The sequence below is a fragment of the Pseudoxanthomonas kalamensis DSM 18571 genome, from assembly GCF_010211745.1.
Taxonomy (GTDB): domain Bacteria; phylum Pseudomonadota; class Gammaproteobacteria; order Xanthomonadales; family Xanthomonadaceae; genus Pseudoxanthomonas_A; species Pseudoxanthomonas_A kalamensis.
In genome coordinates this window covers 856,295-877,852 of record NZ_PDWQ01000001.1, presented here as the reverse complement: position 1 = coordinate 877,852, position 21,558 = coordinate 856,295, and the positions used below count along the sequence as shown (strand labels likewise).

24 protein-coding genes and 1 pseudogene are annotated in these 21,558 nt (G+C 67.8%); 17 read left to right on the top strand and 8 right to left on the bottom strand.

The window, feature by feature from the left end:
* The 12 genes from CSC70_RS03880 to purD all read left to right on the top strand — a co-directional run.
* On the top strand, nucleotides 1–1,457 hold a 1,457-nt coding region (locus CSC70_RS03880; protein WP_211369402.1), incomplete at its 5' end, for a protein-disulfide reductase DsbD family protein.
* Nucleotides 1,454–2,017 (top strand): TlpA family protein disulfide reductase, encoded by a 564-nt coding sequence (locus CSC70_RS03875; RefSeq protein ID WP_170293796.1) that lies wholly within the window; start codon nucleotides 1,454–1,456, stop codon nucleotides 2,015–2,017. The genes CSC70_RS03880 and CSC70_RS03875, both read left to right, overlap by 4 nt.
* 132 nt (nucleotides 2,018–2,149) lie before the next feature.
* Nucleotides 2,150–2,599, top strand: coding sequence for a type II 3-dehydroquinate dehydratase (gene aroQ / locus CSC70_RS03870; RefSeq protein WP_162455288.1), 450 nt, complete (start codon nucleotides 2,150–2,152; stop codon nucleotides 2,597–2,599).
* 23 nt (nucleotides 2,600–2,622) lie between these two features.
* Nucleotides 2,623–3,288: a hypothetical protein gene (locus CSC70_RS03865; RefSeq protein ID WP_211369401.1), complete on the top strand. Its 666-nt coding sequence runs from the start codon at nucleotides 2,623–2,625 to the stop codon at nucleotides 3,286–3,288.
* A 14-nt stretch (nucleotides 3,289–3,302) separates the two neighbouring features.
* Nucleotides 3,303–3,785 carry an acetyl-CoA carboxylase biotin carboxyl carrier protein gene (accB, locus tag CSC70_RS03860; RefSeq protein ID WP_162455286.1) on the top strand — a complete coding sequence of 161 codons (483 nt, stop codon included), beginning with the start codon at nucleotides 3,303–3,305 and terminating at the stop codon, nucleotides 3,783–3,785.
* Nucleotides 3,786–3,878: 93 nt separating this feature from the next.
* Nucleotides 3,879–5,246, top strand: coding sequence for an acetyl-CoA carboxylase biotin carboxylase subunit (accC, locus tag CSC70_RS03855; RefSeq protein WP_162455285.1), 1,368 nt, complete (start codon nucleotides 3,879–3,881; stop codon nucleotides 5,244–5,246).
* Nucleotides 5,247–5,308: 62 nt separating this feature from the next.
* Nucleotides 5,309–6,226: a 50S ribosomal protein L11 methyltransferase gene (gene prmA / locus CSC70_RS03850; protein ID WP_162455284.1), complete on the top strand. Its 918-nt coding sequence runs from the start codon at nucleotides 5,309–5,311 to the stop codon at nucleotides 6,224–6,226.
* Between the two features lie 64 nt (nucleotides 6,227–6,290).
* Nucleotides 6,291–7,277 (top strand): DUF3426 domain-containing protein, encoded by a 987-nt coding sequence (locus tag CSC70_RS03845; protein ID WP_162455283.1) that lies wholly within the window; start codon nucleotides 6,291–6,293, stop codon nucleotides 7,275–7,277.
* A gap of 150 nt (nucleotides 7,278–7,427) precedes the next feature.
* Nucleotides 7,428–7,700 (top strand): DNA-binding transcriptional regulator Fis, encoded by a 273-nt coding sequence (gene fis, locus CSC70_RS03840; protein ID WP_162455282.1) that lies wholly within the window; start codon nucleotides 7,428–7,430, stop codon nucleotides 7,698–7,700.
* A gap of 79 nt (nucleotides 7,701–7,779) precedes the next feature.
* Complete coding sequence (gene purH / locus CSC70_RS03835; RefSeq protein WP_162455281.1) at nucleotides 7,780–9,351, top strand: bifunctional phosphoribosylaminoimidazolecarboxamide formyltransferase/IMP cyclohydrolase; 1,572 nt, start codon at nucleotides 7,780–7,782, stop codon at nucleotides 9,349–9,351.
* 28 nt (nucleotides 9,352–9,379) lie between these two features.
* Nucleotides 9,380–9,799: a hypothetical protein gene (locus CSC70_RS03830; RefSeq protein WP_162455280.1), complete on the top strand. Its 420-nt coding sequence runs from the start codon at nucleotides 9,380–9,382 to the stop codon at nucleotides 9,797–9,799.
* Nucleotides 9,796–11,088: a phosphoribosylamine--glycine ligase gene (purD, locus tag CSC70_RS03825; protein WP_162455279.1), complete on the top strand. Its 1,293-nt coding sequence runs from the start codon at nucleotides 9,796–9,798 to the stop codon at nucleotides 11,086–11,088. Before CSC70_RS03830 ends, purD begins: the two co-directional genes overlap by 4 nt.
* A gap of 28 nt (nucleotides 11,089–11,116) precedes the next feature.
* Here purD and CSC70_RS03820 read toward each other — a convergent pair.
* Together CSC70_RS03820 and ygiD are read right to left on the bottom strand one after the other, a co-directional pair.
* A pseudogene (locus tag CSC70_RS03820) lies at nucleotides 11,117–12,223 on the bottom strand (NADH:flavin oxidoreductase/NADH oxidase).
* A 136-nt stretch (nucleotides 12,224–12,359) separates the two neighbouring features.
* Nucleotides 12,360–13,223 carry a 4,5-DOPA-extradiol-dioxygenase gene (gene ygiD / locus CSC70_RS03815; RefSeq protein ID WP_246189309.1) on the bottom strand — a complete coding sequence of 288 codons (864 nt, stop codon included), beginning with the start codon at nucleotides 13,221–13,223 and terminating at the stop codon, nucleotides 12,360–12,362.
* Nucleotides 13,224–13,363: 140 nt separating this feature from the next.
* Here ygiD and CSC70_RS03810 point away from each other — a divergent pair, with 140 nt between their 5' ends.
* The 4 genes from CSC70_RS03810 to CSC70_RS03795 all read left to right on the top strand — a co-directional run bounded on the left by CSC70_RS03810 (nucleotide 13,364) and on the right by CSC70_RS03795 (nucleotide 16,470).
* The gene (locus CSC70_RS03810; RefSeq protein ID WP_162455278.1) at nucleotides 13,364–15,253 is read left to right on the top strand and encodes an MFS transporter; all 1,890 of its coding nucleotides are present in this window, start codon (nucleotides 13,364–13,366) and stop codon (nucleotides 15,251–15,253) included.
* Nucleotides 15,254–15,350: 97 nt separating this feature from the next.
* On the top strand, nucleotides 15,351–15,656 hold the full coding sequence (locus CSC70_RS03805) for a CD225/dispanin family protein (RefSeq protein WP_162455277.1): 306 nt from the start codon (nucleotides 15,351–15,353) through the stop codon (nucleotides 15,654–15,656).
* A 51-nt stretch (nucleotides 15,657–15,707) separates the two neighbouring features.
* Nucleotides 15,708–15,998, top strand: a complete 291-nt coding sequence (locus tag CSC70_RS03800) for a CD225/dispanin family protein (protein WP_162455276.1) — start codon at nucleotides 15,708–15,710, stop codon at nucleotides 15,996–15,998.
* Nucleotides 15,999–16,047: 49 nt separating this feature from the next.
* Entirely contained in the window at nucleotides 16,048–16,470 is a 423-nt protein-coding gene (locus CSC70_RS03795; protein WP_162455275.1) for a DUF2752 domain-containing protein, read from the top strand.
* 27 nt (nucleotides 16,471–16,497) lie between these two features.
* On the opposite strand, the gene CSC70_RS03790 is transcribed toward CSC70_RS03795, so the two are convergent.
* From CSC70_RS03790 to CSC70_RS03765, 6 genes are all read right to left on the bottom strand, one after another.
* Complete coding sequence (locus tag CSC70_RS03790; protein WP_162455274.1) at nucleotides 16,498–17,391, bottom strand: cobalamin biosynthesis protein; 894 nt, start codon at nucleotides 17,389–17,391, stop codon at nucleotides 16,498–16,500.
* Between the two features lie 82 nt (nucleotides 17,392–17,473).
* A complete protein-coding gene (gene nudC, locus CSC70_RS03785) occupies nucleotides 17,474–18,379 on the bottom strand; it encodes an NAD(+) diphosphatase (protein WP_162455273.1) in 906 nt (301 codons plus the stop codon).
* 16 nt (nucleotides 18,380–18,395) lie between these two features.
* Nucleotides 18,396–18,776, bottom strand: a complete 381-nt coding sequence (gene erpA / locus CSC70_RS03780) for an iron-sulfur cluster insertion protein ErpA (protein ID WP_162455272.1) — start codon at nucleotides 18,774–18,776, stop codon at nucleotides 18,396–18,398.
* A gap of 45 nt (nucleotides 18,777–18,821) precedes the next feature.
* Nucleotides 18,822–19,547, bottom strand: a complete 726-nt coding sequence (locus CSC70_RS03775; RefSeq protein WP_162455271.1) for a DUF6776 family protein — start codon at nucleotides 19,545–19,547, stop codon at nucleotides 18,822–18,824.
* 21 nt (nucleotides 19,548–19,568) lie between these two features.
* On the bottom strand, nucleotides 19,569–19,994 hold the full coding sequence (locus CSC70_RS03770; RefSeq protein ID WP_162455270.1) for a bactofilin family protein: 426 nt from the start codon (nucleotides 19,992–19,994) through the stop codon (nucleotides 19,569–19,571).
* A gap of 52 nt (nucleotides 19,995–20,046) precedes the next feature.
* Nucleotides 20,047–20,793, bottom strand: coding sequence for a DUF6776 family protein (locus CSC70_RS03765; RefSeq protein WP_162455269.1), 747 nt, complete (start codon nucleotides 20,791–20,793; stop codon nucleotides 20,047–20,049).
* A gap of 142 nt (nucleotides 20,794–20,935) precedes the next feature.
* Between CSC70_RS03765 and CSC70_RS03760 the strand changes: the two genes are divergently transcribed.
* Nucleotides 20,936–21,556 (top strand): DUF4126 domain-containing protein, encoded by a 621-nt coding sequence (locus CSC70_RS03760; protein ID WP_162455268.1) that lies wholly within the window; start codon nucleotides 20,936–20,938, stop codon nucleotides 21,554–21,556.
* Nucleotides 21,557–21,558 lie beyond the last annotated feature (2 nt).

The window sequence follows — 21,558 nt, the reverse complement described above, 5'->3', positions numbered from 1 at the left end:
TCGCCCTGCCGGCGGGTACGGTCGCCGCCGCCAGCGATGCCGTGCCGGCCACCGATTCCGCAACCGATAATGCAAATACGGCTGCGGATAATCCCGTCCCCGACAATGCCGACGCCGCCATTGCGGTCGCCGACACCCCCACGACCGACGGCAACGACCTCGACGACGGCACGGCAGTCACGCCCGCCACCGACGCGCGTGACGACAACGCCAATCGCAGCACGCCACCCGAACGTTCCGGCTCCGGTACCGGCCTGGCCAGCGCCCTGCTGCTGGCCCTGCTCGGCGGTCTGGTGCTGAACCTGATGCCCTGCGTGCTGCCGGTGCTGTCGCTGAAGGTGCTGGGGCTGGCGCAAAGCGGCGAGAGCCATGCGCGCGCGCGCAGCCATGCGCTGTGGTACACGCTCGGCGTGCTGGTCGCCTTCGCCGCGATCGGCGGACTGGTGCTGGCCCTGCGCGCCGGCGGTCAGGCGCTGGGCTGGGGCTTCCAGCTGCAGCAGCCGGGGTTCGTCGCCGCCCTGGTCTATCTGATGTTCGCCGTCGGCCTGAGCCTGTCCGGCGTGTTCACTCTCGGCGGCAGCGCCGGCGCGCTGGGCAACCGGCTGGCCGGCAAGACCGGACCGGCCGGCGACTTCTTCACCGGCATCTTGGCCTGCGTGGTCGCCAGTCCCTGCATCGCCCCGTTCATGGGTACCGCGCTGGCCTTCGCCTTCACCGCCCCGGCCGCACTGGCGCTGGCCGTGTTCCTGGCCCTGGGGCTGGGGCTGGCGCTGCCGTTCCTGCTGATCGGCTTCGTGCCGTCGCTGGCCACGCGCCTGCCGCGACCGGGCGCCTGGATGGAGACGCTGAAGCAGGTGCTGGCCTTCCCGATGTACCTGACCGCGATCTGGCTGCTGTGGGTGCTGGGCAAGCAGCGCGGCGTCAATGCGATGGCGCTGGTTGCCGCCGGCCTGGCGATACTGGCGCTGGCGCTGTGGTGGTTCGAACGCCGGCGCTGGCGCGGTTCGGTCGCCAGCCGGGTACCGGCCCTGCTGCTGGCGCTGATCGCCCTGCTGCCGGTCTGGGGCGTGACCCGACTATCCTCACCGACGACGCAGGCCGTGGCAGGCGAAGGCCGCGAAGCCTGGTCGGCCGAGCGCCTGCAGGCACTGCGTGACGAAGGCCGGGTGGTCTTCGTCAACATGACCGCCGACTGGTGCGTGACCTGCAAGGCCAACGAACGCGCGGTGCTGTCGCGCGAACCGTTCCGGCAAGCCCTGAAGAACGCCGATGCCGCCTATCTGGTTGGCGACTGGACCAATGTTGATCCGGCCATCGGCGCCTATCTGGAACAGCACCACGCGGTCGGCGTGCCGCTGTACGTGGTCTATCCGCGCGGCGGCGGCGAGGGCGAAGCACTGCCGGCAGTGCTGACCGAGGACATCGTCGTTTCCGCCCTGCAGCGGGCGACGCAATGAGCCGCTCCACCACCCTGACCCTGCTGGCAGCCTTGCTGGCCGGCCTGCTGGGCCTGGCCGGTGGGCTGTGGCTGGAGCATGGCCGCAAGCCGTCGCCCCCATCCCCGGCGCCGGAACAGGTCAGCGTAGCCGCGCCGATGGTCGCCATCGGCGATCCGATGCCGGCGCTGACCCTGCCCGACCCGGACGGCCAGCCACTGAAACTGCCCGGCCGTTTCGCCGGCCGGCCGCTGCTGATCAACGTCTGGGCCAGCTGGTGTGGCCCCTGCCTGCAGGAAATGCCGGAACTTGACCGTTACTCCCGCGAACAGGGCGATAACGGCGTGCAAGTGATCGGGCTGGCGCTGGACACCCCGGAAGCGGTCCGCGCCTTCCTGCGGCAGCTGCCGGTGCATTACCCGATCGTGCTGGACCTGCCCGGTGCGGACGATGCCAGCGTGCGCCTGGGCAATGTCCGTGGCGCCCTGCCGTACACGGTGCTGATCGACGCCAATGGCCGGATCGCCAAGCAGAAGCTGGGCCCGTTCCAGCCCGGCGAAATCGACGGCTGGACCCGCTGAGCCCGCCATTGCAGGATTTGCGCTGCATCCTCAACAAATTCAAACGTTCGCTTAAAACAACGTCAACTTCGTTGATCTGGACACTAACGCCAGCATCCCGCACACTGCGCGCCCTGCCGCTGGAGTTCCCCCATGGCCAAGCTGCTGGTCCTGCACGGGCCCAACCTGAATCTGCTGGGCACCCGCGAGCCGGACATCTACGGCCATGCGACGCTCGAGGACATCGACGCCGACCTGAAGGCGCGGGCGATGGCCAAGGGCCACGAGCTGGAAAGCTTCCAGTCCAATGCCGAGCACGAGCTGGTCGCCCGGGTCCAGGCCATCCGCGAGGACGACACCGACTTCGTGCTGATCAATCCGGCCGCCTTCACCCATACCTCGGTGGCCCTGCGCGACGCGCTGGCCGCAGTGGCCGTGCCGTTCATCGAGGTGCACCTGTCCAACCCGCACCGCCGCGAACCGTTCCGCCACAGCAGCTACTTCAGCGACCTGGCCGTCGGCGTGGTCGCCGGCTTCGGCCCGCTGAGCTACGGCCTGGCGCTGGTCGCGGCGATGCGCCAGCTGGACGCCAGCGTCGAATGACTCCGGTTACCGAAGGTCACGCCATGCTGAACGGACTGCGCCTCGGCATCGAGTCCGCCGCCATCAATGCATACCTGTACTCGGACGTTGCCGATGCCGGCGTGTGCTGGTCGCTGGATGTCCGCTGCAAGGAACACGTCTTCCCGGACGCCACCGATGCGCCGTGCTTTGCGCCGTGTTTCTTCACCGACGTATTGCCGTTGAGCGTGCCGGACTGGAGCGCGATTGCCGGAAGCCGGCTGCACTTCGACCTGGAAACCGACCCCGGCGAAGACGGCGGCCCTACCCTGTACCTGTGCGATTACGAGCCGCTGCGCGAATCCGACATCCGCATCGGCCAGCGCCACGACAACCGTTTCGACCTGGAATGGAGCGGCCGTGCCGACGCCAACTTCGACGAGACCTATGGCAGCAACATGCCGTTCTGCATCCGCGGGCAGGCCGAATTCGGCCAGTTGGAAGTCCGCTTCTGGTCCGAACCGGGACAGCAGGACGGTTTCGAAACCGCCGCCAAAGCCCTGCTGGACGCGCACGGATTGCGCCACGACAACCTGACCTACGACGGCATGCGCCGGTTTCGCGACGATCCCGACAACCCGAACTACGGGCTGATCCGCTGCTTCTTCACCCCTTCGCGGTCATCGGGCCAGCAGCAACTGTCCCCTGCCCCTACTTTCCACATTCACTAGACAAGGGCCGAACCATGGACCTTCGCAAGATCAAGAAACTCATCGACCTGCTGGAAGAATCCAATCTCGCCGAGATCGAGATCAAGGAGGGCGAGGAGTCCGTCCGCCTGTCGCGCAATACCGTCACCGCGCCGGTCGCCCACATGATGCATGCCGCCCCGGTCGCCGCCGCGCCGCGTGCCGAGGCGCCGATGCCGATGCAGTCGCCGACCGAATCAGCCACCGGCGGCAACGCGCGCCCGGCCGCGTCCGACCTGCCTGACGGCCACGTGATGCGCGCGCCGATGGTCGGCACCTATTACGCCTCGGCCTCGCCGGACAAGCCGCCGTTCGCCACCGTCGGGCAGACGGTCAAGGCCGGCGATCCGCTGGCGATCATCGAGGCGATGAAGATGTTCAACCCGATCGAAGCCGAAGTCTCCGGCACCGTACTGGCGATCCTGGTCGAGAACGGCTCGCCGGTGGAATTCGACCAGCCGCTGTTCGTGATTGGGTGAGCAGGGAATTCGAGCGCCGCAGGCGCGCGCCTGCGAACGCCCGCCGGCCTGCATGCCGGCGGGCCGGACGAGCGAAACAACCGAGAACCGACCATGCTCGATAAAGTAGTCATCGCCAACCGCGGCGAAATCGCCCTGCGCATCCTGCGTGCCTGCCACGCGCTGGGCATCCACACCGTGGCCGTGCATTCCACCGTCGACCGCAACCTCAAGCACGTGGCCATGGCCGACGAATCGGTGTGCATCGGCCCGGCGCCGTCGTCGGAAAGCTACCTCAACATCCCGGCGATCATCGCCGCGGCCGAAGTCACCGACGCCCAGGCCATCCATCCTGGCTACGGCTTCCTGTCCGAGAACGCCAGCTTCGCCGAGCGTGTCGAACAGTCCGGCTTCGTCTTCATCGGCCCCAAGGCCGACACCATCCGCCTGATGGGCGACAAGGTCGAGGCGATCCGCGCGATGAAGGCCGCGGGCGTGCCCTGCGTGCCCGGCTCCGGTGGCCCGCTGGACGACGACGTCGTGACCAACACCCGGATCGCCCGTGAGATCGGCTACCCGGTCATCGTCAAGGCGGCCGGCGGCGGCGGCGGTCGCGGCATGCGCGTGGTCCACTCCGAGGCCGCGCTGAACAACGCCATCGCCACCACCAAGTCCGAGGCCAAGGCCGCGTTCGGCAACGATCAGGTGTACATGGAGAAGTTCCTGGAGAATCCGCGCCACGTGGAGATCCAGGTGCTGGCCGACGGCCAGGGCAACGCCATCCACCTGGGCGAACGTGACTGCTCGATGCAGCGCCGCCACCAGAAGGTGGTCGAGGAAGCGCCGGCGCCGGGCATCAGCGACGAACAGCGCGCCGAGATCGGCAAGGTCTGCGTCGAAGCCTGCCTGCGCATCGGCTATCGTGGCGCCGGCACCTTCGAGTTCCTTTACGAGAACGGCCGCTTCTACTTCATCGAGATGAACACCCGCATCCAGGTCGAGCATCCGGTGACCGAGATGGTGACCGGCATCGACCTGCTGGCCGAGCAGCTGCGAATCGCCGCCGGTCGCAAGCTGAGCATCCGCCAAGAGGACGTGGTGCTGCGCGGGCACGCCATCGAGTGCCGGATCAACGCCGAAGACCCGGAAACCTTCATGCCGCATCCGGGTCTGATCAACACCTTCCACCCGCCCGGCGGCCCCGGCGTGCGCGTGGACACCCACATCTACAGCGGCTACCGCGTGCCGCCGAACTACGACTCGATGATCGGCAAGCTGATCGTGCACGGACCGGATCGCGAAACCGCGATCGCGCGGATGAAGGTGGCGCTGAGCGAAATGGTCGTGGACGGCATCCGCACCAACATCCCGCTGCAGCAGCGGATCATGCGCGACAAGGGCTTCCAGGCCGGCGGGCAGAACATCCACTACCTGGAAAAGCGCCTGGCCGAGCGCAAGAACAAGTCGATCGCGCTGGGCTGAGGCCGGCACCACGGTGACGGGATGCGTATCCTTGCGCTTCCCGTCTCGACTTCGACCCTGCCGTGCCCTACCTGGAACTTTCCCTGCGCTGCGCCGAATCCGAGCAGCCGCGTTACGAAACCGCGCTGGAAGACGTTGGCGCGCTGTCGGTATCCCTGCTCGACGCCGAGGCCGACACGAGCAACGAGCGCGCCATCCTCGAGCCCGGCGTCGGCCAGACCCCGCTGTGGGACACCCTGGTGCTGACCGCGCTGTTTCCGGCCGGCACCGACGCCCTGTTGCTGCTGGCCGCGCTGGAAAGCTTCGATCCCGGTCTGGACTGGAGCCGCGCCGGCTTCCGCAGCATCGAGGATCAGGACTGGGAGCGCGTCTGGCTGGACCAGTTCCAGCCGATGCGCTTCGGCAGCCGCACCTTCATCGTGCCCTGGAATCACGCCCTGCCCGACGAGGCGCAGGCCGCCGACGCGGCCGTGGTGCGGCTGGACCCGGGGCTGGCCTTCGGCTCGGGCACCCACCCGACCACCGCACTGTGCCTGCGCTGGCTGGACGGGCTGGCCATCGGTGGCGAACTGCAGGGGCAACCGGTGCTGGATTTCGGCTGCGGCTCGGGCATTCTCGCGCTGGCGGCGCTGAAACTGGGCGCGGCGCAGGCGGTGGGCGTGGACAACGATCCGCAGGCCCTGCTGGCCACCCGCGACAATGCCGAACGCAACCAGGTCGGCGAGCGGTTGGCGGTGTTCGCGCCGCAGGACGAACCAGCCGGCGCCTACCCCATCGTCGTCGCCAACATCCTGGCCTCGGCGCTCGATGCGCTGGCCGATACCCTGGCCGCACGCGTGGCCGCGGGCGGGCGGATCGCGCTGTCGGGTATCCTGCACGGGCAGGAAGGGGAACTGCTGCAGCGCTACGCGGCCTGGTTCGACGACTTGCGCACGGAACGGGAAGACGACTGGATGCGCATCGACGGCGTGCGCCGCTGACCCGGCCGACGCCTGCCCTTGCAAGCCGCCGCGCCCTGCGTGGCGACCATGTTGGAATACGCCGGTGAGCCAGCTTTGCCCACATTGCCAGTTCCCCTTCGATGCCGACTGGCCGGCGGACGCTTCGCGTCTCTGTCCGCGCTGCGGCAAGCCGGTCGACAGCGCCGCTGCGAAGGCGCCGACCAGCCTGGCCACCTTGCTGCGGGTGCCGGCGCCGGAACTGCTTGCTTCCGAGGCATCCACCGCAGCCGAAGACACGGTCGGGCAGGAAACCGTCAGCGACGACGTCATTGCCCCTTCGGAACCCGAGAGTGACGACGAGCCGCTCGCGGCCGAAGCAGAGGAAACACCGGAACTGGTGGCCGTCGAGGCCGTGGAGATCACGGAAGCCGTAGCGACCGATGTCGCCACTCCCAGCGAAGACATTCCGGAACCGGCAGACGCGCACCTCGAAGCGACGTCGCCCGATGCCGTCGATGCTTCCCAGGTCGTCGTCATCTCCGACGCCGCCGATGAAAGCGCCGAGACCCTGCCCAGCTTCACCCGCCCGGACGCGGCACCGCGACCACCCGTTCCCCGCTGGCAATGGGCCTTGCTGATCGCGCTGGCCCTGCTGCTCGGCCTGCAGGTATTGCTGGCCGACCGCGCGCGACTGGCGGGCGATCCCGAATGGCGGCCGGTCGTCGAAACATTGTGCAATTCGCTTGGCTGCGAACTGCCGGCCTGGCGCGAACCGCAAGCCTTCGCCATGCTCAGCCGCGACGTGCGTCCGGTGCCGGAACGAGACGGCGCATTGCAGGTGCAGGCCAGCTTCCGCAACGATGCGCGCTGGGCACAGCCGTGGCCGGTGCTGGTGCTGTCGTTGTCCGATGCCGACGGCCGCGTGGTCGCCACCCGCGCGTTCCAGCCGGACGATTATCTGAGCCAGGCCGACGCCGACAGCCGCGATGCCGCCGATACATTGATCCTTCCAGGACAAAGTGCGCAGATCGCGTTCCGTTTGCGCGAGCCGTCGACGCCGGCGGTCGCCTTCGCATTCGAATTCCGCTGAGTTTGATCCGGACGGACGTGCGCAAGCCGCGCTCACGCGCTAGACTCGCTCCCCCGCCGATTCCACAACAACAGTCGCGGCGGCCGGCAATGCCGGGTTTTTGTCCACGTTTCGAGCACAGTCCGCTGCAATACTCTCCGGGGAGTCGCGTTGATCACCGCCACGAACCGCCATGATCCAGGTCGTGGCCACAACCGCCAGCCCTTGCGCGAACACGTCGCGCAATCGGTCCGGCGCTACCTGTGCGATCTGGATGGCTGCACCGCCAACGACGTGTACGACATCGTCCTGCGCGAGATGGAAATCCCGCTGTTCGTCGAAGTGCTGAACCACTGCGAAGGCAACCAGAGCCGCGCCGCGGCACTGCTGGGCATCCATCGCTCGACCCTGCGCAAGAAGCTGCGCGACTACGGCCTGGACTGAGCGGGTCGCGGCCGGCGCGCGGACAGCCCCGCCGCGCAGGTCTTACAATGTGCGCCCGTTTCCCAGCGCACACCCCACAATGTCCGAACCGACGCCCGTCCGCCGGGCCCTGCTGTCCGTATCCGACAAGACCGGCCTGATCGAACTCGCCAAGGCGCTGGCCGCGCACGGCGTGGAACTGCTTTCCACCGGCGGCACCGCGAAAGCGATCCGCGACGCCGGCCTGGCGGTGAAGGACGTGTCCGACGTCACCGGCTTCCCGGAAATGATGGATGGCCGGGTGAAGACGCTGCACCCGATGGTCCACGGCGGCCTGCTGGGCCGCGCCGGCCTGGACGATGCGGTGATGGCGCAGCACGGCATCGAGAAAATCGACCTGCTGGTGCTGAACCTGTATCCGTTCGCGCAAGTGGCGGCCAACCCGGACAGCCGCTTCGAGGACATCATCGAGAACATCGACATCGGCGGCCCGGCGATGCTGCGCAGCGCGGCCAAGAATTTCGCGCGCGTGGCCGTCGCCACCGACCCGGCGCAGTACGCCGGCATCGTCGAGGAACTGGACGCCAACGCCGGCGCGCTGTCGGCGAAGACCCGCTGGCAGCTCGCCGTGGCCGCGTTCAACAGCGTCGCCTACTACGACGGCTGCATCAGCAGCCACCTGTCCTCCCTGCAGGAAGACGGCAGCAAGGCGCAGTTCGCCGCGCAAGCCAACGGCTGCTTCGTCAAGGTGATGGACCTGCGCTACGGCGAGAACCCGCACCAGCAGGCCGCGTTCTACCGCGACCTGTACCCCGCGCCGGGCTCGCTGCCCACGTTCACCCAGTTGCAGGGCAAGGAACTGAGCTACAACAACATCGCCGACAGCGATGCGGCGTGGGAATGCGTGCGCCAGTTCGATGCGCCGGCCTGCGTGATCGTCAAGCACGCCAATCCCTGCGGGGTGGCGGTCGGCGCGGCCTGTGGCGACGCCTACGAACTGGCCTACGCCACCGACCCGACCAGCGCCTTCGGCGGCATCCTCGCCTTCAACCGGACGCTGGATGCGGCCACCGCCAAGGTCATCCTGGACCGTCAGTTCGTCGAGGTGCTGATCGCGCCGGACTACGAGGAAGGCGCACTGGAGTACGCCAAGAAGAAGGTCAACGTGCGCGTGCTGCGCATCCCGCTGGCGCCGGTTTCGCCCGGCTTCATCGATGCCAAGCGGGTCAACTCCGGCATGCTGCTGCAAACCGCCGACGACCGCGTGGTCACCCGCGACGAGCTGAAGGTCGTTACCCGGCAGGTGCCCACCGAGCAACAGTTCGCCGACCTGTTGTTCGCCTGGAAGGTCGCCAAGTTCGTCAAGTCGAATGCGATCGTCTATGCCCGCGACCAGCGCACCATCGGTGTCGGCGCCGGGCAGATGAGCCGGGTGTATTCGGCGCGCATCGCCGGGATCAAGGCAACCGACGCCAACTTGGTCGTGCCCGGCTCGGTGATGGCTTCGGACGCCTTCTTCCCGTTCCGCGACGGTATCGACGCCGCAGCCGAAGCCGGCATCAAGGCGGTGATCCAGCCCGGCGGCTCGATGCGCGACGCCGAAATCGTCGCCGCAGCCGACGAACACGGCATCGCCATGGTATTCACCGGCGTGCGGCACTTCCGCCACTGACCGATCATTTCCGCTGCCGGAGCGCGACATGGCCACGACCTCCTTCCTTCGCCCCGCGATCCTCGCGCTCGGCCTGCTCGTGCTGGCCGCCTGCACCACCCGCGACCCGGCGGTGCAACAGGTGCGCGAACAGATCGCCGCCACCCTGCCGGCGCCGTACTTCGAGGACCTGGTCACCGAATCGGTCGAGGCCAGAGGCAAGCGCCTGGTGTTCCTGATCCGCAGCCCGGAAGGCGATGCCGACACGCTGCGCAAGAATCCGCGCTTCGACGAGCTGCACCAGAGCGAACAACGCGAATTGCCGCGATTGTGTGCGCTGCCGGCCATCGCTCCGCTACGCGGCACCGATGCTGTCCTCGTCCGCCGTTTCGTGGATGCCTCGGACAAGCTGATCTTCGAAGTCTCGATGCCGGCCAGCGAGTGCCCCGCCCCGAGGACTGCTTCATGAAGCTCCTCGTCATCGGCGCCGGTGGCCGCGAACACGCCCTGGCCTGGAAGCTGGCGCAGTCGCCGCGCGTGAGCGAGGTAATCGTCGCCCCCGGCAACGCCGGCACCGCGACCGAAGCCGGCTGTCGCAACGCAGCCGTCAAGGTCACCGACATCGCCGGTCTGCTGAAGCTGGCGCAAGACGAAGGCGTGGGCCTGACCGTGGTCGGCCCGGAAGTGCCGCTGGTGGCTGGCGTGGTCGATGCCTTCCGCAATGCCGGGCTGCGCATCTTCGGCCCGAGCGCCGCCGCCGCGCAGCTGGAGGGCAGCAAAGCGTTCGCCAAGGATTTCCTCAAGCGTCACGCCATTCCCACCGCGTTCTACGAAGTGCATACCGACGTGGATGCCGCGCTGGCCTATGTCCGCGACAAAGGCGCACCGATCGTCATCAAGGCCGATGGCCTGGCCGCCGGCAAGGGCGTGATCGTGGCGATGACGCTGGACGAAGCCGAGGCCGCGGTGCGCGACATGCTGGCCGGCAATGCTTTCGGCGAAGCGGGGGCGCGGGTGGTGATCGAGGAGTTCCTCGACGGCGAGGAAGCCAGCTTCATCTCGATGGTGGACGGTACCCATGCGCTGCCAATGGCGACCTCGCAGGACCACAAGCGGGTCGGCGACGGCGACACCGGCCCCAACACCGGCGGCATGGGCGCGTATTCACCGGCGCCGGTGGTCACCCCCGAGGTGCATGCGCGAATCATGCGCGAGGTGGTCGAACCGACCGTGGCCGGCATGGCCGCCGATGGCGTGCCGTTCACCGGTTTCCTGTACGCCGGGCTGATGATCGACAAGAACGGCGCACCGAAGGTGATCGAATTCAACGTGCGCTTCGGCGACCCGGAAACCCAGCCGGTGATGCTGCGCCTGCAATCGGACCTGATCGAACTGGTCGAGGCCGCCATTGACGGCCGGCTGGATACCGTCGATGCGCAGTGGGACCCGCGGCCGTCGCTGGGCGTGGTAATGGCGGCCCACCCGTATCCGGAATCGCCGGTCACCGGCGAGGTCATCGATGGTCTGGACGCCGTACCGGACACCGCCAAGGTCTTTCACGCCGGCACCGCACTGGACACCGAGGGCCGGGTGGTCAGCGCCGGCGGCCGCGTGCTGTGCGTAGCCGCGCTGGGCGAATCGGTATCAGCGGCGCAACGCGACGCCTATGCCGGGGTCGCCGCGATCTCGTGGTCGCACGAATTCCACCGCCACGACATCGGCTGGCGCGCGATCGAACGCGAACGCGGCACGGCCTGAATCCGGCGCCGCACTGCCGGCGTCACCCTCACTGCTGCGCGACGAGCAGTTTGTCCAGCCCGTGCGGCGTGCAGCGCAGGTACTGCGGCGCGACCGCGACCTGCGCACCCAGCTCGGCGGCGGCATGCCACGGCCAACGAGGGTCGTAAAGGATGCCGCGCGCCAGCGCCACCGCGTCGGCCTGTTCCTGCGCCAGCACCGACTCGGCCTGCCTGGCCTCGGTGATCAGGCCGACCGCGACCACCGGCATCCGCACCTCGCGCTTGATCGCCTCGGCGAACGGCAACTGATAGCCAGGACCGATGCTGATCTGCTGGCGCGGGTCCAGCCCGCCGCTGGAGACGTGGATGTAGTGACAGCCGCGCGCATCCAGCACCTTCGCCAGCTCGACGCTCTGCACCAGATCCCAGCCATCTTCGACCCAGTCGGTCGCGGAGATGCGCACGCCCAGCGCCATCGACTCCGGCACCGCCGCCTTGACCGCGTCGAACACCCGCAACAGCAGCCGCATGCGGTTTTCCAGCGAGCCGCCGTATGCGTCCTGCCGCAGGTTGGACAATGGCGACAGGAACTGATGCAGCAGATAGCCGTGCGCGGCATGGATCTCGATCAGATCCAGGCCCAACCGCACCGCGCGACGCGCGGCGGCGGCGAAGGCTTCGACCACCGCATCGATGCCGGTAGCGTCGAGTTCGTCCGGCGCGGGATCGCCTTCGGCATAGGGCAATGCCGAAGCCGAAACGGTCAGCCAGCCATGTTCCTCGCCCGCCGCGATGGCTCCACCACCCTGCTCCCAAGGCCGCTACGTCGAAGCCTTGCGCCCGGCGTGGGCAAGTTGCACGCCGATCGGCATGCGCGAATAACCACGCGCGACCGCCAGCGCGGCGGCGAAAGCACGCTCGGTGTCATCGTCCCACAGGCCCATGTCGGCCCAGCTGATGCGCCCGCGCGGCTCGACGGCGGTGGCTTCGATGATCATCAGCCCGGCACCGGACAGGGCCAGGTTGGTCCAATGGAAGTGGTGCCAGTCGCTGGCGCGGCCGTCATTGGCCGAGTACTGGCACATCGGCGCGATGACGATGCGGTTGGACAGCGACAGCGGACCGATGGACAACGGAGCGAACAAGCGGCTCAAGACGGACTCCCGGACAGGATGAAGGTGCGGCGGATATCGCCCATGCGCACGCCGACCCCGGAGTGCGCAAGGTCGCCACTATCGGCGCGAGCGCGCCGGTGTTCAACGCCACCGGCGGAACACAGCCGCGCAGCGCTCAGATGTTGGCGCTCTCCGGCGGCAACACCGTTTCCAGCGGCGCCGCGCCATCGGTCGCATCGCCAGCTTGCGGACAGTGCGCATCCAGGGTGTACGAGGTCATCGACAGCGAGCCGTAGGCATCACCGTCGACGAGGACGCTGGCGCCGGTCTTTTCCGCCGCCGCCAGTCCGGCCAGGTACAGCAGCGGCAGGAAATGGTCGGGCGTCGGCACCGCCAGCCGGTAGTCGCGATGCGCAACCAGTGAAGGCAGTTCGTGCGGGCGCTCGGCCATCAACTCGCGCGCATCGGCATCGAACCGCCGCGTCCAGTCGAATGCACCATCCGGCTGCTGCCAGTCGATCGCGCGCAGGTTGTGCACCACGTTGCCGCTGCCGATGACCAGCACGCCGCTGGCGCGCAATGCCGCCAGCCTGGCGCCCAGCGCCAGATGCCATTCGAACGGCCGGCGCGCATCGATGGACAGCTGCACCACCGGGATGTCGGCCTGCGGAAACGCATGCACCAGCACTGACCAGGCGCCATGATCCAGACCCCAGCCGTCGCGATCCTGGCCGGCAACGAAGTCCGGTTTCACCAGATCGGCGACTTCTTCTGCCAGCGATGGCAAGCCCGGCGCCGGGTATTGCACGTCGAACAGCGCCTGTGGGAATCCGTAGAAATCATGAATCGTGCGCGGCGCCGGCATCGCGGTCAGCGCCAGCGCGTTGACGTACCAGTGCGCGGACACCATCAGGATCGCCCGCGGCTTCGGCACCGATGCGCCGAACGCGCGCCACGCCTCGGTGTAGCGATTGCGTTCCAGCGCGTTCATCGGGCTGCCATGGCCAAGGAAGGCGGCAGGCATCAGCGGCTGCGTCATGGCGACACCCTCGTCCGGACCGTGACCGCACTCTAGCAAGCCCGGCGCGACCGATTGGCGAAGCCGGTGGAACGGACAGGTGCGCCGACATCGTCCGCCATCGCGCATCTGCTAGGCTTCGCCCAGCCAAGGAGCCTTGCATGTCCGGACACAGCCAGTTTGCCCTGCTCGGGCAGCGCCGATTCCTGCCCTATTTCACCGTACAGGCGCTGGGTGCGTTCAACGACAACGTGTACCGGCAGGCGATCATCGGCCTGCTCGCCTTCATGGCCGTCGGCAGCGCGGAAAAGGCGCTGTACGCCAACCTGGCTCCAGCCATCTTCATCCTGCCCTACCTGCTGTTCTCGGCCAGCGCCGGGCAGATCGCCGAAAAGATGGAGAAGCAGAAGCTGATCGTGATCACCACAACGATGGAGATCGTCATCATGTCGGTGGCCGCAGCCGGCTTTCTGCTGCAGAACATGACCATCCTGCTGGTCGCACTGTTCTGCACCGGCCTGCAATCGACCCTGTTCGGACCGGTCAAGTATTCGATCCTGCCTTCGGTACTCAAGCCCGAGGAACTGACCGGCGGCAACGGCCTGGTCGAGATGGGCACCTCGATCTCGATCCTGATCGGCATGATCTTCGGCGGCATGATCTTCGAACTGGCCGGCGAATGCGGCCCGCAGGTGGCGGCGATCTCGATCATTCTGCTGGCCATCGCCGGCAACGTGGTGGCGCGGCGGATCCCGAAGGTGGATGCCGGCGAACCCGGACTCGAGATCAGCTGGAACATCGCGCGCGAATCATGGGCGATCTGGCAGCTGACCCGCAAGCGCCTGGCCGTGCGCAACGCCGTACTCGGCGTGTCGTGGTTCTGGTTCATCGGCACCGTGCTGACCGCACAGTTGCCGGTGTATGCCGAGGTCAACCTCGGCGGCACGCAGAAGCTGTACATCCTCGCGCTGGCGCTGTTCTCGCTGGGCGTGGGCGTGGGCTCGCTGCTGTGCGAAAAACTGTCCGGGCGCATCGTCGAGATCGGCCTGGTGCCGCTGGGCGCGTTCGGCGTGAGCGCCTTCATGCTGGACCTGTATTTCGCCCAGCCCGGCCGCGCGCTGGCGTCGGGGCTGAGCATCGGCCAGTTCGTCGAAAGCGCCGGCAGCTGGCGGATCATCCTCGACCTGACCGGCATCGGCCTGTTCACCGGCTTCTACGTGGTGCCGCTGTATGCGCTGATCCAGAGCCGCACGCCGAAATCGGAGCTGGCCCGGGTGATCGCCGGTATGAACATCCAGAACTCGCTGTTCATCGTCGGCGCGGCCCTGATCGGCATCGCGCTGCAGCGCTGGCTGGGCTGGAGCATCCCGCAACTGTTCCTGGCGCTGGCGATCGCCAACGCGGTAGTCGCCCTGTGGATCTTCACCATCGTGCCCGAGTTCCTGATGCGTTTCCTCAGCTGGATGCTGGTCAGCGCGCTGTACCGGCTGCGCCTGCACGGGATCGAGAAGCACGTCCCCGACGAAGGCCCGGCCCTGCTGGTGTGCAACCATGTCAGCTACATGGACGCGCTGATCCTGGCCGCCAGCGTGCCGCGTCCGGTGCGCTTCGTGATGTACTACAAGATCTTCAACATCCCGGTGATGCGCTGGATCTTCCGCACCGCCAAGGCGATCCCGATCGCCGGCGCCCGCGAAGACCCGGAGATGATGCAGCTCGCCTTCGACCAGATCGACGCCGTGCTGGCCGAAGGCGAGCTGGTGTGCATCTTCCCCGAGGGCGCGTTGACCAGGGACGGGCAGATCGCTCCGTTCAAGTCCGGCGTGGAAAAGATCCTCGAACGCCGCCCGGTGCCAGTGGTACCGATGGCGCTGAAAGGCATGTGGAGCAGCATGTGGAGCCATCGCGACTCGCGACTGCACCGGATGCGCGTGCCGCGCCGCTTCCGCGCGCGGGCGGACGTGGTGGCCGATGCGCCGGTCGATGGGAGCACGGTCACGGCAGAGACGCTGGAAGCCAAGGTCCGCGAACTGCGCGGCGACGCGGCCTGACGCTTTCCCGGGCACGCCGACTTGGTTACCCTAGCGGCATAAGGCTGCCTCGCGTCCAGCGGGCCAACGCTTCTGCACCATAGTCTCTGGGGAACCGATGAACGCGACGCCTCCGCTGCCCGGCAATACCGTCGAATACATTCCCAACCATCTGGTCTGGGCCATCCTCAGCACACTGTTCTGCTGCCTGCCCATCGGCATCGTCTCGATCGTGTATGCCTCACAGGTGGACGGCAAGCGCGCTGCCGGCGACATCAGCGGCGCACGCGAATCCTCCGCCAAGGCCAAGTTCTGGGCCATGCTGTCGGCCGGCCTGGCCCTGGTGCCATTGTTGCTGTATCTGCTGTTCATCCTGCTCGTCGGCGGGATGGGCGTGCTGGGCGGCCTGAGCAACATGAATTGACAAGCTGCCAGTTGTTGTATTTTCGTATCACCACCCAATCGAGGAGCACCCATGAGCGCAACCCCTCCCAACGCACCCACAGCCTACGTTCCGAACAACTTGGTCTGGGCCATCCTGGCCACCTTGTTCTGCTGTCTGCCGCTGGGCATCGTCTCGATCGTGTATGCCGCACAGGTCAACGGCAAGCTTGCTGCCGGCGATGTGGCTGGAGCGCAAGAGTCATCCAACAAGGCCAAGCAATGGGCAATCTGGTCGGTCATCGCATGGGTCGTGCTGGTCGTCGCCTATCTGATCTTCCTGTTCGCCTTGGGTGGACTGGGCGCGCTTCAGGGTAATTACTGATCGCAAGTGAGCGGCCCGGACAACGTCCGGGCCGTCTTGGCCCGAATTCATGCACCATAGCCTCGTCTCAAGAATCCCGCGCTGGGCACCTACGGCCCTGCTGGCTGTCGCCGGTGTCGGCGCATTGTCAGTGGTCAGCCGGATCGATCCGAACGCACAGGGCAGTCTGTTGCCGGAATGCCCGTTCCACGCACTAACAGGTCTCTATTGCCCTGGATGTGGCAGCACGCGTTGCCTGCATGCACTGACCCAGCTGGATGTCCTGCAGGCATTGACGATGAATCCGCTGCTGACATTGGCGTTGCCCTTCATTGCCCTGATGGCGCTGAACGCGGCCGGCGTGCGCCTGCGCCCGCTCGATCCATTGATCCGAGTATTGGCCAAACCTCAACTATGGCTGGTTCTGCTGCTCGGTTTCGCCGTATTGCGAAACCTGCCGTGGATGCCGTTCACGCTGCTGGCGCCGGGCTGAGCCGCACGCCTTCCGGCAACGCCCGCCTCAGCTGACCCAGCCGGCGATCACCAGTACCGCCAGCACCGCCAGCCACAGCAGCAGCACACGCCAGGCCAGGCTCATCGCATCGCGCAATTCGGGCAGTTCGGGCAATACCTGCACCATGCCTTCCTCGGCGTATTCCTGTGCTTCTTCGGCCAGTTCCGAGCGTACGCTGGCGCGTGCGGCCGCGCCCAGGAAGCCGCTGTCCAGTTGCAGGCGATTGCCGCCATTCGAGCGCCAGGCCTGGTAGACCACGTCGAAATTGCCGACCAGCGCCATCGACCACGTCATCAGCTGCGCCACCGGCCATTCCAGCAGCGCGCGCAACACGCGCGCACCGGCCGCGTTGGCCTCCGGCAGGCCGTAGGTTTCGCCGTGCTGGGCCGCCAGCTCGGCAAGGCGATACAACAGCGCGCCGGCCGGCCCCAACAGCAGGAACCAGAACACCACGCCGAACCAGCGCTGCAGAGCACTGCGGAACACCGCCTCGACCAACGCCGGCCCCTCACTGGACGGCTGCGCATCGGACGGCCACAGGTCCGCGATGGCGATACGGCGCGCTTCAGGATCGTCGCTGTCGATGATCGCCTCGACATCCACATCGAGGTCGCGCGGCCCCCACGCGTACACCAGCGCAACGACGCCAAACAGCAGGTCGAACAACCCCATCCACGGCAGTCGCCAGACCCACTGCACCAGCCCGACCAGCAGCAACGGCGGCAGCAGCGCCAGCACGATGCCGTAGCGTCCGCGCCAGAATTCCCAGCCCTGCGCCTGCCGGCCCAGCCAGCCGGTCCAGTGCGCGAACCAGCCGTACTGCCGCAGGCCGGCAACCAGCGTCGGCGCCACATGGCCCAGCACCAGCGCGACCACCACGGCTAGCAACGTGATCGACATCCGCGACTCCTCGACGCGTCGTCCCCTTCCATGACCACGATTCTAGCCGAGCGGCCTTCCCGCCGGGTGCCGGTACCCCGGATCACGCGGGCATCGGGCCGTGCCGGTACCAGCGTTCGACCAGGGCACGGGCGATCGAAAGCCGCGGCGGCAGCCGCAACGGCGCATCCTCGCCACCGCGCTCCAGCGCCGCGCCCACCTGTTCGCGCTCGAACCAGCGCACGTCCTCCAGTTCGTCTTCCAGCCGCGGCGGGTCGGGTTCGGCCAGCGCCTCGAAGCCCAGCATCAGCGCGCCGGGGAACGGCCATGGCTGCGAAGCCAGGTATCGGCTGCGACGTACGCGCACGCCGGTTTCCTCCATCACCTCGCGCGCCACGGTCTGTTCCAGCGTCTCCCCGGGTTCGACGAAGCCTGCGATCAGCGAATAGCGCCGCGCCGGCCATTCGGCCTTGCGCCCCAGCAGCAGGCGCCGGCCGTCGCTGACCGCGGCGATCACCGCCGGATCCACCCGTGGATAGTGTTCGGCATGGCATTGCGTGCAGCGGCCCAGATAGCCGGCGCGCTCGAACCGCACGCCGCCGCCGCAGACGCCGCAGAAACGGGTGCGCGACTGCCAATGCAGCAAGGCGCGCGCCAGCGCGAACACGCCCGCCTCGCGCGCCGGCCAGGTCGCTCCCGCCTGGCGCAGATCGACGCCCGGGGTTTCCGCATCGGCCGCATCGCCGGCCTGGGCGAACCAGGCCTGTTCGCCGTCCAGTCCTAGGAAGATCGCCCCTTCCGGGCCGGCCCCGGCCTGCGCGCCGGTCCGCGGCATCGGCTGCCCCTGCGCGTCGGCGCGCGCGCGGCCCTCTGCATCCAGGCACAGCACCCGCGCCTGCGGCCACAGGCGGCGCAACGCTTCGGCATCGCCGCGCAGCAGATCGGCGCGGTCGAGCGGATCGTCGACGAAGGCGAAGCCGGAAACGCGGGCGTCCGTGGCGGCGCTCATGCGATCGCGGTGCGGGTCAGACCGAGAAGCTGCTGCCGCACCCGCAGGTCGTGCTGGCGTTGGGATTGCGGATCACGAACTGGGCACCCTGCAGGCTTTCGCTGTAATCCACTTCGGCGCCCATCAGGTACTGCAGGCTCAGCGGATCGACCAGCAGGGTCACGCCGTTGGTCTGTACCGCCAGATCGTCTTCGGCGCGGTTCTCGTCGAACTCGAAACCGTACTGGAAGCCCGAGCAGCCGCCACCTTCGATATACACGCGCAGGGCCAGAGCCTCGTTGCCCTCTTCACGGATCAGCTCGCGCACCTTGGCCGCCGCCGCCGCGGTGAAATGCAGCGGTTGCTCCAGCGACTGGTAGCCGGGCGCGGCTTCGGGCAGGGAAATCAGCGTGCTCATGCACTCAGGATGGGCCCGGAACCGATGCGGTTCAAGTCCGCCGCTTCAATCCGGTTCCGGCGATCCCCCGTCCGGCGCGGCTTCCGGGGCCACCACTGCGTTCCAGGCAAAGGACTGTTCCACCGCCGTACCGCCGCGCGGCTGCAGGCGCACCGCGATCCGGACCGGCTGGAACCCCGGCGGCAGCAGCAGATCGCCTTCGAGGCGCTGGAAGTACTTGAACGAATACGCCACCCCCGGCGCATCGGCCTGCTGACGCAGGTCGGACCAGTCCAGCCGGCGCAGCTTGCCGTTCTCGGTGCCCTCCACCCGCAGCCGCAGCTGGCCGGCGTTGACACTGCGGCCGAGGGTCTGGCTGAGAGTGGCGGTGAAATGCCAGGCCTGGTCGTTCTGCGCCTGCAACCGCAGCGCATGCACGGTCAGGCCGCGCCGCTGCGCGGTCGGCCCGACCAGGCGTTCATAGAAGGCCACGTCGGCGCGCAGCGCGGAAATTTCCTCGTCGCGCTCGGCCAGCGTGCCCTGCAATTCGAGATTGGCGTCGCGGCTGATCTGGTCGGAACGCTGCAGGCTGACGGCCTGCTGCTCCAGTTCGTCGATCCGGCGCTGCTGCGCCTGCCATTGCTCGGCGGTGACCTGCGGCTGGCTGCGCGTCGCCCACACCCTCCACAAACCCCAGACACCGAATCCCAGACACAGCAGGACCCCGATGCCCAGTGCCAGCGAACCGATGCGGGCAGGAAGGCCCGACGGTGGATGTGCAGGATGTCCCATGGCTCAGGACAACGACCGGCTTCAGTCGCCGTTGGCCGCCGGCCGGGACGACGGCACCGCGCTGAGCGCGGGCGATTCGGTCTCGGCATCGGCGTGGATCAGGCGTCCGGTCAGGGTAGCGCCGGCGCTCATCTCCACCACCTTGTAGTGGATGTTGCCCTGCACCCGCGCCTTGGCCGCCAGTTCGACCTTTTCCGACGCGTACACGTCGCCGTGCAGGCGGCCGTTGACGATCACCACCGGCGCGCGCACTTCGCCCTCGATGCTGCCCTGCTCGGACAGCGTCAGTATCGCCGCCTGGCCCTCCTCGGCGACCACGGTGCCGTGGATGCGGCCTTCCACGTACAGCCCGCCGCTGAAACTGATGTCGCCGCGCAGGGTAACGTGGGCGCCGATCAGGGTGTCGATCTGGGTACCGTCGGGATTCGGTCGTTTCTGTTTGAGCATCGGGAGTTCTCCGACAGGGGTGGGGGATGCCGCTCGGCGGTCGCGCCACGGCTCAGGGGGTGGCTTCGGCAAGCGTCCAGTCGAAATCGCGCTGCACGGTGACGTTGTCGCCACGCAACCATACGCGCACGCGCTGCGGGGTGAAACCGGGCGGCAAGGTGACATTGCCTTCCAGCTGCTGGAAATAGCGGAACGAATACGGCTGTTGTTCGATGTCCGGCTTCTGGTGCAGTTGCGCCCAGTCCATGGTGGCCAGCTTGCCGTCGCGGATGCCTTCCACGCTGAAACGCATGCGCCCGCTGCTGACCGAACCGCGGTTGAGGTTCTGGGTCAGCACGATCTGGTATTTCCAGGTGTTCTCGCCGAGCGGGACGAATTCGGCGTTGAACACGTTCAACCCCTGGCGCGGGCTGGTCGGTCCGACCAGACGTTCGTAGAAGGCCACGTCGGCGCGCAGCGAGGCGATTTCCTCGTCGCGCTGCGCCAGCGTACCTTGCAGGTCCAGGTTGGCCTGGCGGCTGATCTGGTCCGAACGGCGCAAGGTGGCGTCGCGCTGGTCGAACTCGCGCAGGCGCGCCTTGGCCTGCCGCAGTTCCTTTTCCAACTGCTGCGTCTGTTGCTGCGAGGTGGCCCGCTGCGGTCCGACCGCCTGGCGCCCGGCGAGCAGCCAGACCGCAATCAGGCTGGCCAGCCACAGCGCCGCGACCGCCCAGACCATCCAGCGCCGGGTCGCCGGATCGCGGGCCACGATCCGGTAGTGGACGAACGAATCGGGATTGGGTACGGCGTTCTTGGACATCGGATGACAGGGAAACCGGGTCTGGCCGCCCCGTGCCCACCGCTGACGGGCGACTCAGGCGGCATCCAGTCAACAATCCTATACTCGGAGGCATGCCGGGCCATGACGGCCCATTGGCGCCCAGTCTAGGGGAATCCCCGCCATGTCCGAAGCACATCTTTTCGCAATTGGGATCCTGTTGGCATGGATGGCCGGGATCCGCGTCTACCTGACCGTGTTCGGCGTCGGCCTAGCCGGCGCGCTGGGCTGGCTGGACCTGCCGCCGGCCCTGGAAGCCACGACCTCGTGGTGGGTGCTGGGCACGTCGGGCGCATTGGCGCTGACCGAATTCTTCGCCGACAAGATCCCCGGCGTCGACTCGGTCTGGGACCTGCTGCAGACCCTGGCCCGGGTCCCGGCCGGCGCCTTCCTGGCCGCGGCCACGCTGTCGCCCGACGGCGAGCTCGGCGCCGGCGCGCTGGCGGCAGGGGCTGGCGTGGCCCTGACCAGCCATCTGGTCAAGAGCGGTTCGCGCGCCCTGCTCAACACCTCGCCGGAGCCGGCCAGCAACCTGACCGCGTCGATCGTCGAGGATGCGGTGGTGGTCGGCGGCCTGTCGCTGGCCTTTGCCCACCCCTGGATTGCGTTGGTACTGGTGGTAGGCATCAGCCTGATCGTGGCGCTGACCGTCTGGTGGGTATGGCGGAAGGTGACCCGCGGGCTCAAGCGCCTGTTCCAGACCGACGAATCTCCGGGCGCGGGCCCGGCCGCGGCCGCCGAATGAGT